Here is a 12,168-nt window from a genome sequence, read left to right on the forward strand (position 1 = left end):
CGCTGGACGAACGCGGCGGCTTCCACCTGACGGCCGAGATGCTGCCGGGGATGCGCGAACTCGGCATGACGGAGGCCCAGCTCGACGAGGGCCTGCGTGCCCGCGGTCTCGAGCGGCGCAGCGTCACCGTCCCGGGACACCTCGGCGACCCGATCTCCCTCGCCGTGATCCAGCGCACCGGGCGGACCGGGCCGGCGGCGTGCGCGTACGCCATCCACGGCGGTGGCATGGTGTTCGGCCACCACCTCGGCAACCTCGACTCCTACGACGAGTGGCTGCTCGTGCACGACGTGGTGCTGGTGAGCCCGGACTACCGCCTCGCCCCCGAGCACCCCGACCCCTACCCGGTCGAGGACTGCTACGCCGGGCTGGTCTGGACCGCCGCGCACGCCGACGAGCTCGGCATCGACCCGGAGCGCATCCTGCTGGTCGGGCAGAGCGCCGGCGGCGGGCTCGCGGCCGGGACCGCCCTGCTGGCCCGCGACCGTGGCGGCCCCGAGGTGATCGGACAGGTGCTCATCAGTCCCATGCTCGACGACCGCGACGCGACCTGCTCGGCGCGGCAGTTCGACGGCGTCGGCGTCGCCGACCGTGCGATGGTCGGGTTCGGCTGGGACGCCTTGCTCGGCGACCGGCGCGGTGGCGACGACGTGTCGGCCGCCGCAGCTCCGGCGCGGGCGAGCGACCTGGGCGGGCTGCCGCCCGCGTACGTCGACTGCGGCAGCGCCGAGGTGTTCCGCGACGAGACCGTCGCCTTCGCGAGCGCCCTCTGGGCGGCCGGCGTGCAGGCGGAACTGCACGTCTGGCCAGGCGCGTTCCACGGATCGTCGAGCATGCTGCCGACGGCGACGCTGTCCCGACGCGCGACACATGCCGTGCGGGAGTGGACCGGTCGCCTGCTCGGTCCCGACGCCTGACCGGGCGGCGGCACCGCGCTCCCGCCCGGGCGCGGTGCCGCGCTACCGCCCCAGCAGCGGCTCGCGCGAGGCCATCCCCGCCGCACCGGCCCGTGCGACCGCGTCCGGCAGGGCAGCCAGGAACGCGTCGACGTCGGCGTCCGTCGAGGTGTGCCCCAGCGTGATGCGGAGCGCGCCGCGGGCGTCCTGTTCGGACAGGCCCATCGCGAGCAGCACGTGCGAGGCCTCGGGGACCCCGGCCTGGCAGGCCGACCCGGTCGACACGGCGACCCCGGCGGCGTCGAGCAGGAACAGGAGCGAGTCCCCCTCGCACCCGGGGAACGTGAAGTGCGCGTTGCCGGGCAGCCGGTCGGTCGGGTCCCCCATCAGCACCGCCGACGGCACGGCCGCGCGCACGCCGTCGACCAACCGGTCACGCAGGGCGGCGAGCGACGGGTGCGGCAGGGGCTCGGCGACGGCCGCGGTGGCCGCGACGCCGAACGCGGCCGCCGCCGGGGCGTCCTGCGTGCCGCTCCGCACCTGCCGCTGCTGCCCACCGCCGTGGATCAGGGGCTCGACCGTGGCCCGCCGACCGAGCACGAGGGCACCGATGCCGACCGGGCCGCCGACCTTGTGCGCCGAGACGCTCAGCGCGTCGAGGCCGGACGCGGCGAACGACACGGGCACCTGCCCGTAGGCGGCGACGGCGTCGCTGTGCACGGGCACGCCGACGGCGTGCGCGAGGTCCACGATCCGTGACACGGGCTGGACGGTGCCCACCTCGTTGTTCGCCCACAGGAACGTGACCAGGGCGACGTCGTCGGCGGAGGCGAGTCGCGCCTCCAGGCCGGCCAGGTCGACGCGACCGTGCGCGTCCAACGGGACCACGTCGATCACCGCGCCCTCGTGCGTCTCCAACCAGGTGAGGGTGTCGACCGTGGCGTGGTGCTCGCCGCCCGGGACGACGATGCGCGGTCGCGCGCGGTCGCGCTGGCGCGCCCAGAACAGGCCCTTCACGGCGAGGTTGATGCTCTCGGTCCCGCCCGAGGTGAACACCACCTCGACCGGGTCGGCGTCGAGCGAGCGGGCGACGGCCGCGCGGCCGTCCTCGAGCAGCATCTTCGCGCGCTGCCCGGCGCTGTGGATCGACGAGGGGTTGCCGACGGTGCCGAGCGCCTCGGTGAAGGCGGCGAGCGCCTCCGGCAGCATCGGCGTCGTCGCGGCGTGGTCGAGGTAGACCGTCACGTGCACCCCTTCGGATCGAGCGATGTCCAGGATACGCGCCGGTCCTCGTACCCTTGACGCGTGCACGAGACAGCGATCGACCACACGCCGGGGTTCTCCCTCGGGGGGACCGTCCCGCGGTTCACCCTGCGGTCCGCCTCGGCGACGGACGTCGTGCTGGTGGTGCAGGGCGCCGGTGGTCCGCCGGTCCGGCACCCGCTCGACCGCGTCGCCGGGACCGACGTGTGGACCGTCGAGGTCCCCGGGGTCGCACCGGGCGACCGGTACCACCTGCTCGTCGACGGGCCGTCGGGGCCCCGCCACGAGTTCGACCCGGGCCGACCACTGCTCGACCCGTACGCGCGCGGCATCGCGCCGACCGGCTCCGACGAGCACGACGGCCCGCGCTGGACCAGCGTCGTCGTCGACGAGGCGTTCGACTGGGGCGGGGTCACGAAGCCACTGGTCCCCCTCGACCGGGCCGTGGTCTACGAGGCGAACGTCCGGACCCTGACCGCGGCGAACCCGCACCTGCCGGAGCACCTGCGCGGCACGTACGCCGGGGTCGCGCACGAGAGCACGATCGCGCACCTGCACCGGATCGGCGTCACGACGCTCGAGCTGCTGCCCGTGCACGCGTTCGACACCGAGCGGTGGCTGCGCGACGCCGGTCGGGAGAACGCATGGGGCTACAACACGCTCGGGTTCTTCGCGCCGCACGCCGCGCACGCCTCGGTACCCGCCCGGCACGAGGGCGCCGGCGCCGTCCTGCGGGAGTTCAAGGGCATGGTCCGGCTGCTGCACGAGGCCGGCATCCAGGTCGTCCTCGACGTCGTCTACAACCACACGGCAGAAGAGGGCCTGGGTGGTCCGACGACGAGCCTGCGGGGCATCGACGGTGCGGACCGCTACCGCTGGGCGCCGACCGACCCGCCACGCCGGGACGCGTACTTCGACACCACCGGGTGCGGGAACACCCTCGACACCTCGGTGGAGGCCACCGCCGACCTGGTCGTCGACAGCCTGGTGTACTGGGCGCGCGAGGTGCAGGTCGACGGGTTCCGCTTCGACCTGATGGCCGCCCTGGCCCGCGACGGCGAGCACCGCTTCGACCCGTCGCACCCGGTGCTCGAACGCATCCGGAACCACCCCGACCTGCAGGACACCCTGGTGATCGCCGAGCCGTGGGACGTCGGCCCGGACGGTTGGAAGACGGGAGCGTTCGGAGCAGCGGGATCCCGCACGAGCGAGTGGAACGACGGGTTCCGCAACACGGTCCGCCAGTTCTGGCTCACCGACATCGCCGAGGAACGCCGCACCGGGCTGCCCCAGACGGGGATCGGCGCGCTCGCCGGAGCCCTGACCGGGTCGCGTCACGTGTTCGGCGCCGAGCGCGGCCCGCTGGCGAGCGTCAACTTCGTGACCGCGCACGACGGCTTCACCCTGCTCGACCTGGTGTCGTACGACGGCAAGCACAACGAGGCCAACGGCGAGGACAACCGGGACGGGTCGAACGACAACCGGTCGTTCAACCACGGCATCGAGGGCGACACCGCCGACCGCGGGGTGCGCGCTGCACGGGGTCGGTCGATGCGGAACCTCGTGGCGACGCTCATGCTCTCCGCCGGGGTCCCGATGCTCACCGCCGGCGACGAGCGCAGTCGCACCCAGCACGGCAACAACAACGCCTACGTGGTCTCCGACGACCTGACGCCGGTGGACTGGTCCGACGACGAGGACGCCGAGGCCATGACCGAGGCCGTCGCGGCGCTCGCCCGGCTGCGGGCCGCGCACCCGGCGCTCCGCCCGACCCGGTTCGGCGTCGACGGGCAGGAGACGCCCGGTGCGTCGCGCATGTCCTGGTACGGGCCGGACGGCCACCCGATGACCGTCGAGGGCTGGGACCAGCCGGTGCACCGCGCCCTGCAGTACTTCGTCGCGTCGACGCCGGAGGACGGACCGTCCGACCGCGTGCTCGTCGTGGTGCACGGCAGCGGCCGCACGCGCGACCTGACCCTGCCGGTGCACGAGGACGTGACCGGGTACCGGCTCGCCTGGTCGAGCGAGAAGCACCGCGACCACGAGCGCCTGCGACCGGCCGGCCAGGTCTTCACGGCGTACGGGCCCGGCATCCACCTGTTCGAGGTGGCGTAGGGCGGGGGCTCGCGCGGGCGCTCGCGCGCGCTCGTCCGTCGCGTCGCGCCCCGCTGCCGCCGTCGCGCCCCGGAGCGTCGGGGCGCGACGACCCTAGCGGGGCGCGACACGGTCGTGACCGACAGGCGGACGGGAGGCCCGTGGCGGCCCCGTCCCGCGCCTCCCGTCCGTCCCTGCACAGGCACGGGCGGCCGGCGCGCCGTCCACACGACACGCGTTCCGGGGAACGTCCGGGCGGCTTCCGGGTAGCGTCGCCTCCGTGGCCACCGCAGACCGACCCCGCCGCCCGAAGATCGGGCGCATCCCGATCACCGAGCTCGCCCCGAGGACGCCCAACGGCTTCCCCGGCAAGGCATTCGACGGCGAGGTGATCACGTTCGGTGCGACCGTCTTCCGAGAAGGACACGGCATCATCGGCGCCGACCTCGTCCTCGAGCGCCCCGACGGTGGCACCCGCACCGTCCCCCTGACCCTCGGCACGCCCGGGACCGACCGCTACGAGGCGACCGTGCAGGTCGACCACGTCGGCGTCTGGACCTGGCACGTCGAGTCCTACTCCGACGACTGGGCCAGCTGGCTGCACGCCGCACGCCTGAAGATCGCGGCCGGCGTGGACACCGAGGCCACCCTGCTCGACGGCGCCGTGCTGCTCGACCGCCTGGCCGACGAGACCGGCTCCCCCGCCGCCACCCGGGCGGCCGCGCGCATCCGCGACACCGACCTGGACCCGGCCGAACGGCTCGCCGCCGTCGACGACCCGCGGATCGTCGCCGAGGTCGAGGACGCCCCGCTCACCTCGCTGCGCACGCACTCCGCCACGCAGCTGCTCGACGTCGAACGCACCCGCGCCGGCGTCGGCTCCTGGTACGAGTTCTTCCCCCGGTCCGAGGGCGCGAAGAAGAACCCCGACGGCTCCTGGAAGAGCGGCGACTTCCGCACCGCTGCCCGTCGTCTGCCCGCCGTCGCCCGCATGGGCTTCGACGTGATCTACCTGCCGCCGATCCACCCCATCGGCACGACCGCGCGCAAGGGGCCGAACAACACCCTCACCCCCGGACCGCACGACCCGGGCAGCCCCTGGGCGATCGGCTCCCCCGAGGGCGGCCACGACGCCATCCACCCCGACCTCGGCACCGAGGACGACTTCCGCGACTTCGTCGAGACCGCGAAGAACACCGGCATGGAGGTGGCGCTCGACTTCGCCCTGCAGTGCTCCCCCGACCACCCCTGGGTCACCGAGCACCCGGAGTGGTTCACCCAGCGCGCCGACGGCTCCATCGCGACGGCCGAGAACCCGCCGAAGCGGTACCAGGACATCTACCCGATCCAGTTCGACACCGACCCCGAGGGGCTCGTCGCCGAGGTCGAGCGAGTCCTGCGGCACTGGATCGCGTTCGGCATCCGCATCTTCCGCGTCGACAACCCGCACACCAAGCCGCTGTGGTTCTGGGAGCGGGTCATCCGCGAGATCCGCGACGAGCACCCCGACACGGTGTTCCTCGCCGAGGCGTTCACCCGCCCGGCGATGATGCGCGCCCTCGCCGAGGCCGGGTTCCAGCAGTCGTACTCGTACTTCACCTGGCGAAACACGAAGGAGGAGATCGAGGAGTACTTCACCGAGCTCTCCCACGAGACGAGCGCGTACCTGCGTCCGAACCTCTTCGTGAACACGCCCGACATCCTCACCGAGTACCTGCAGTTCGGCGGCCGTGCCGGCTACAAGGTGCGTGCGGCGCTCGCCGCCACCGGTGCCCCGACCTGGGGCATGTACGCCGGGTACGAGCTCTTCGAGGACGTCGCCCGCCCGGGCTCGGAAGAGAACATCGACAACGAGAAGTACGAGTACAAGCCCCGCGACTTCGCGCTCGCCGAGGCCGAGGGCGCGTCCCTCGCGCCGTACGTCACGATGCTCAACCGCCTCCGCGCCGCGCACCCCGCCCTGCGGCAGCTGCGGAACCTGCACGTGCACGCCGCCGAGGACCCGGCGATCGTCGTCTACTCGAAGCACCTGCCGGGAGCGTTCATCCGGTCGGGCCGCGACGACACCGTGATCGTCGTCGCCAACGTCGACCCGCACTCCGCTCGTGAGACCACCGTGCACCTGGACCTCGCCGCCCTCGGCCTGCCCGCCGACGGCCTGTTCGACGTCCGTGACGTCGTGACCGGCCAGCGCTGGGTCTGGGGCGCGTCGAACTACGTGCGCCTGGACGCGTTCCAGGAGCCCGTGCACCTGCTCGTCGTGGAAGGACCGCACCGATGACCAACGACCCGACCGACCCCACGAAGCGCGGACCGGGCGTGCCCCCGGTGCCGCCTCCGCCGCCGGCCGTGCGCCGCACCGAGCCGCGGGTCTCCGCCCCGCACGAGGACCTGCCGGGCGCCCCGACGCCCGAGCGCGAGGCCCCCGACCGCGGTGTCGACGAGTCCGCCACGCTCGCCGGACACCCGGCCGACGCGACGCACCCGCGGGTGCCGCCCGTCGACGCCGCCCCGACCGCCGCCGTCCCCGGCGTGCAGAGCGTCCCTCCGGGAGGCGCCACCCCCGTCGTCCCGCCGGCCTCCGTCGAGACGCCGGTCGCCACGACGGCCGCGCCCCCGGCTCCTGCAGGTGCCCCCACGGACCCCCGTCCCGCTCCGATCGAGGACTGGCTGCGCCAGCAGGTCGCCGAGGGCCGCTGGTCGCAGCCGCACGACGTGCTCGGCCCGCACCCCGTCGACGGCGGTACCAGCGTGCGGGTCGTCCGGCACCTCGCCCGAGCGGTGCGGATCGTCCGCCCCGACGGCGACGACGTCGAGCTCACCCACGAGGGCGACGGCCTCTGGGCCGGTGCGACGTCCGACGACCTCGGGCGCTACCGGGTCGAGGCAGACTACGACCGCGACGAGTCGAACGACGACGACGCCACCTGGACCACCGACGACGCGTACCGGTTCGCGCCGACGCTCGGCGAGCTCGACCTGCACCTGTTCGGCGAGGGCCGTGACGAGCAGCTCTGGCACCACCTCGGCGCCCACGTCCGCACGGTCGACGGCGTGGACGGCGTCGCCTTCGCCGTGTGGGCGCCCCGCGCCACCGCGGTCCGCGTGATCGGCGACTTCGAGGGCTGGGCGGGCCGCACGACCGCGATGCGCCGCCTGAGCGACCTGGGCGTCTGGGAGCTGTTCTGGCCCGGAGCCGTCGCCGGACAGCGCTACAAGTTCCAGATCCTCACCGACTCGGGCTGGGTCGAGCGTGCGGACCCCTTCGCCCGCGAAGCCGAGATCGCCCCCGCGACCGCGTCCGTCATCACGGAGTCCACCTACGCGTGGTCCGAGGGCGACCGGGCGTGGATGGAGCAGCGCGCCCAGAGCACCACGCACGACAAGCCCATGAGCGTCTACGAGGTCCACCTCGGCTCGTGGCGTCCCGGCCTGTCGTACCGCGAGGTCGCCGACCAGCTCATCGGCCACGTGCAGTACACCGGCTTCACCCACGTCGAGTTCCTGCCGCTCGCCGAGCACCCCTTCGGCGGCTCGTGGGGCTACCAGGTCACCGGGTACTACGCGCCGACCGCGCGGTACGGCTCCCCGGACGACCTGCGCTACCTGATCGACCGCCTGCACTCTGCCGGCATCGGCGTGATCATGGACTGGGTCCCCGGACACTTCCCCAAGGACGAGTGGGCGCTCGGTCGCTTCGACGGACACGCGCTGTTCGAGCACCCGGACCCCCGCCGCGGCGAACAGCTCGACTGGGGCACCTACGTGTTCGACTTCGGGCAGCCGCAGGTGCGGAACTTCCTGGTCGCCAACGCCCTGTACTGGCTCGAGGAGTTCCACATCGACGGCCTACGGGTCGACGCCGTCGCCTCGATCCTGTACCTCGACTACTCCCGCACCGACTGGCTGCCGAACATCCACGGCGGCCGCGAGAACCTGGACGCCGTCGCGTTCCTGCAGGAGACCAACGCCACGGCCTACAAGCGCTACCCCGGCATCGTCATGATCGCCGAGGAGAGCACCTCGTGGCCGGGCGTCACCCAGCCGACGAGCGCGGGTGGCCTCGGGTTCGGTCAGAAGTGGAACATGGGCTGGATGCACGACACGCTCGAGTACGTGCAGCGCGACCCGGCGTACCGCAGCTACCACCACGACGAGATCACGTTCTCGTTCGTCTACGCCTTCAGCGAGCAGTTCACCCTGCCGATCAGCCACGACGAGGTCGTGCACGGCAAGGGTTCGCTGTACGGCAAGATGCCCGGCGACGAGTGGCAGAAGCTCGCGAACGTGCGCGCCTACCTGGCGTTCATGTGGGCGCACCCCGGCAAGCAGCTGCTCTTCATGGGCCAGGAGTTCGCCCAGCCCTCCGAGTGGTCCGAGGCCAAGGGGCTCGACTGGTGGCTCCTCGACCAGCCCGGGCACCGCGGCGTGCAGGACCTGGTCGCCGAGCTCAACCGCGTGTACAAGGACTCCCCCGCGCTCTGGACGCACGACGCGACGGCCGAGGGCTTCGAGTGGATCGAGGGCGGCGACGCGCCGCACTCGACGCTCGGGTTCCTGCGGAAGGACGGCGACGACCGGGTCGCGGTGTTCGTGAACTTCTCGGGTGTGCCCGTGGAGCGCCGGTTCGGTCTGCCGGCTGCCGGCGAGTGGCACGAGGTGCTCAACTCGGACGCCACGGAGTACGGCGGCTCCGGTGTCGGCAACTACGGCGTCGTCACCGCGGACGAGACCCCGTGGGCGGGCCGACCGGCCTCGGCGAACCTGGTGGTGCCGCCGCTCGGCGCCGTCTGGCTGAAGCTGGCGCAGGAGCCCGACGCGCGTTCCTGACGCGACCACCTGACGGACGGGAGGCCCGGTGCCAGCTGGCACCGGGCCTCCCGTCTGTGCACACGCGACGCGGCAGTGAGTCACGCGTGCGCGCGACGCCGTCGTGTCATCGAGACGCCCCGGACGTGACGAGACGCCGCCGGATCCGGCGGCGTCTCGTCACGACGACGGCGTCATGTTCGCCGCGTGGTGTCTCCCGGGCCTAGTACAGGGCGCTCGCGAGCCGCCGCCGAGCCGCGACCACGCGCGGGTCGTCGCTGCCGATGAGCTCGAAGTACTCGACGAGCCGGACCCGCAGGGCCTCGCGGTCCTCACCGAACACCGTCGGCACCAGGTCGAGCAGCCGCCCGAAGGCATCCTCGACGTGCCCGCCGGAGATGTCGAGGTCGGCGACCGCGAGCTGGGCCGGCACGTCCTTGGGGCCCGCGGCCGCAGCGGCACGGACCTCGTCGGCCGTCCGACCGTTCAGCCGGTCGAGCAGCGACACCTGCGCCAGTCCGGCCACGGCCATCTGGTCGTGCGGGTCCTGCGCGATGGCCGTCTTGTACTCCTGGATCGCCGTGGCGTAGTCGCCCTGCTCGATCGCGTCGTACGCGGCCTGGTGGTGCGGCGGCAGGGGCTCCGGCTCGGGCTCGCCCTGCTCGGCGGCGTCGACCGGGGCGGCCCCGTCGACGGTGACCCGACCGGACACACCGTTCTGCTCCGCCGCCTGGAGCACCTGCTCGTAGACGTCGCGGACCTGCGCTTCGGGCAGCGCCCCGACGAAGAGCCCGAGGGGACGTCCGCCGATGAGCGCGGCCACGGTCGGGATCGACTGCGCCTGGAACGCCTGCACGAGCTGCGGGTTCGTGTCGGCGTCGACCTTGGCGAGCACCACACGGCCGTCGTACTCGGCGGTGAGCTGCTCCAGGATCGGCGACAGCTGCTTGCACGGACCGCACCACTCGGCCCAGATGTCCACGATGACCGGCACGATGGTCGAGAGCTGCAGGACGTCCTGGAACGACTGGTCGGTGACGTCCATCACGAGCGACGGAACGGTCAGGTCACCGCCGGCGTCGGGGCCGGGTACCACCGCACCGTCCGGAGCGGGGGCTCCGGTGGGCGGCTGCGGCGGACGCTGTGCGCGGTCGACCAGGGACGACAGGTCGACGGCGCCACGGAGTCCGGACGGGGTCGGGGGGATGTTGCTCATTGCACCTCACTCGCTGCGGTCAGGCCCTGCGTGAACCCGAGCAGGACCACTTTGTCATCCGAGGCGACCGGCGGCACGTAGAACAGCAGCTGGACGCTGTACGTGGCGCTGATCCCCTTCTTGCTGGTGTCGACACCGGACAGGGCCTTGACGGCGCCCTCGGTGTTCACCTCGGCACCCGACGCGGTCGGGGTCACCTTCTCGACCTCGTTGAGGTCGGCGGACACGAGCGCACCGGCGTCGTCGGTCGCGATGGCGACGGCGGAGTCGGCCGGCACCTCGGACGAGTACTCGATCTCCGCCGTGTCCGGCAGCGCCTTCGCCTTCTTGTCCTTGTAGGCCTTGCCGATGGTCGTGCGCAGGCCGTCGCCCTCGGTGGCGAACAGGTCGGCGTACTCGCTGCCGGTGTCCTTCGACAGGACGTCGCCGTAGGCGGTGGCCACCTGGTCCGGTGCGATCGTCAGCAGCTTCGACTGCGGCGCGAGCAGCGCGGCACCGACGCTGGTCGGGGCGAGGCTCGGGATCGTCGCGTCGGCCTCGAGCGAGACGTCGTAGGCGACCTTGTACGGGTCGCGCGCGGAGTCCTGCACGAGCGTCAGGGCCTGCGGAGCCGACTTCGCGTCGCAGTCCTCGGCGACGATGGTGAACACGGTGCGCGGCCAGGTGTCGGTCTGCTGCGGCAGTGCCACGCACACCTGGGCGGCCGAGATCGCCGGCGGCGCCTTGACGTCCGAGTCCTTGCCGCGGATCGAGTAGTTGGCCTGGCGCAGCTCGAGCGCGGCGCCGGTGAAGCGGGTCTCGGCGAGCTCGCCGTCCCGCGCTCCGTCGGCCTGCTTCGCGACCGCTGCGATGCGCTGCACGACGCGCGTGATCTGCTGCTTCGTCGCCGCGGTCGGCTCGGTCGTCTCGGGTGCACCCGTCGCCGTCGCGGTCGGGGTCGGGGTGGCGAGCGAGGCGTCCCCGCCCTGCGGCCAGTAGTCCGAGGAGCAGCCGGCCAGGGTCAGGGCGCCGGTCAGCAGCACCGGCACGGCGACGAACGCGCGGGAGCCACGACGACCGCGGCGCGGCACCTGTGCCCCGGCGGCGGCGGCACGGCGCGAGGCACGCACGCGCGGCGGACGGGAGCCGCCGCTCCGACGGCGGGGTCCGCGGCCGCGACGCTGGTGCAGGAACGCGAGGACGAGCAGCACGAGGCCTCCCAGGACGAACACGCCACCGGCGACGAGCAGCGGGCCGACAGACGGGGTCGCCGTGTCGCGGGGCCACGTGACCGAGATGTCGGCCGGTGCCGCCGACTTGCCGTCGCTGACGACGAGGACGGAGACGTCCTGCGGCAGCCGCACGGTGAACTGCCCGGCGCCGTCGTACTCCTGGTACCAGAGGTCGCTCCCCTCCGGCGACGGCACGCTCGTTCCGGAACCGGTCGTCGACCCGACCAGGGCGCCCTTCTCGGCGTCGAACCGGAGCGTCGTGTGGGCGGCGTCGCCGACCCACGCGTCGACGTCGGCCGACCGGCCGTAGGCGGCGAAGACCTTGCCGGACCCGGCGACGTTGATCCGCTGGTAGCCGGGGTTGGCGTTCAGCGTCGAGCCCGGGATCACCGTGACCGGTGCCGAGCTCGTGGTCGCGTTCTCGGCGACGAGCGAGGACGGCGGCGCGAACACGGTCCGCTGTCCCACCGCCAGCGCGACGAGCAGCAGGCCGATGACGAAACTGACGATCGCCAGGACGAATCGCACGAACTCTCTCCCTACCGCGCCGGGGTGGGGATGTCGGCGCGCGAATCAGCGACTCAGGATAGCGAGCAACGCTGGACGGCGCATCAATCCGCGCTGTCGTCGGTCTCAGACGACCCGCTCCGGCCCCCACTACACTCGACCGCGGGCCTTT

Annotated in this window: 7 protein-coding genes; 4 read left to right on the forward strand and 3 right to left on the reverse strand. The window is 73.1% G+C overall.

Features of this window, described 5'->3' with window-relative positions:
• Positions 1-2: 2 nt before the first annotated feature.
• Positions 3-917 carry an alpha/beta hydrolase gene (locus LEL83_RS10245; protein ID WP_225558733.1) on the forward strand — a complete coding sequence of 305 codons (915 nt, stop codon included), beginning with the start codon at positions 3-5 and terminating at the stop codon, positions 915-917.
• 42 nt (positions 918-959) lie between these two features.
• Here the strand turns inward: LEL83_RS10245 and LEL83_RS10250 are convergent, their stop codons facing one another.
• Positions 960-2,141 (reverse strand): cysteine desulfurase family protein, encoded by a 1,182-nt coding sequence (locus LEL83_RS10250; RefSeq protein ID WP_225558734.1) that lies wholly within the window; start codon positions 2,139-2,141, stop codon positions 960-962.
• A gap of 60 nt (positions 2,142-2,201) precedes the next feature.
• On the opposite strand from LEL83_RS10250, the gene LEL83_RS10255 reads away from it, so the two are divergent.
• The 3 genes from LEL83_RS10255 (at position 2,202) to glgB (ending at position 9,083) form a co-directional block, all read left to right on the forward strand.
• Positions 2,202-4,274: a glycogen debranching protein gene (locus tag LEL83_RS10255; RefSeq protein WP_225558735.1), complete on the forward strand. Its 2,073-nt coding sequence runs from the start codon at positions 2,202-2,204 to the stop codon at positions 4,272-4,274.
• Between the two features lie 259 nt (positions 4,275-4,533).
• Positions 4,534-6,534 (forward strand): alpha-1,4-glucan--maltose-1-phosphate maltosyltransferase, encoded by a 2,001-nt coding sequence (locus tag LEL83_RS10260; protein WP_198656104.1) that lies wholly within the window; start codon positions 4,534-4,536, stop codon positions 6,532-6,534.
• Positions 6,531-9,083 carry a 1,4-alpha-glucan branching protein GlgB gene (gene glgB, locus LEL83_RS10265; RefSeq protein ID WP_225558736.1) on the forward strand — a complete coding sequence of 851 codons (2,553 nt, stop codon included), beginning with the start codon at positions 6,531-6,533 and terminating at the stop codon, positions 9,081-9,083. The genes LEL83_RS10260 and glgB overlap by 4 nt, the downstream gene beginning before the upstream one ends.
• Positions 9,084-9,285: 202 nt before the next feature.
• On the opposite strand, the gene LEL83_RS10270 is transcribed toward glgB, so the two are convergent.
• A complete protein-coding gene (locus LEL83_RS10270; protein ID WP_225558737.1) occupies positions 9,286-10,278 on the reverse strand; it encodes a tetratricopeptide repeat protein in 993 nt (330 codons plus the stop codon).
• A complete protein-coding gene (locus tag LEL83_RS10275; RefSeq protein ID WP_225558738.1) occupies positions 10,275-12,017 on the reverse strand; it encodes a DUF8094 domain-containing protein in 1,743 nt (580 codons plus the stop codon). Before LEL83_RS10275 ends, LEL83_RS10270 begins: the two co-directional genes overlap by 4 nt.
• Positions 12,018-12,168: the final 151 nt, after the last annotated feature.

This window comes from Curtobacterium oceanosedimentum (assembly GCF_020297365.1).
Classification (GTDB): domain Bacteria; phylum Actinomycetota; class Actinomycetes; order Actinomycetales; family Microbacteriaceae; genus Curtobacterium.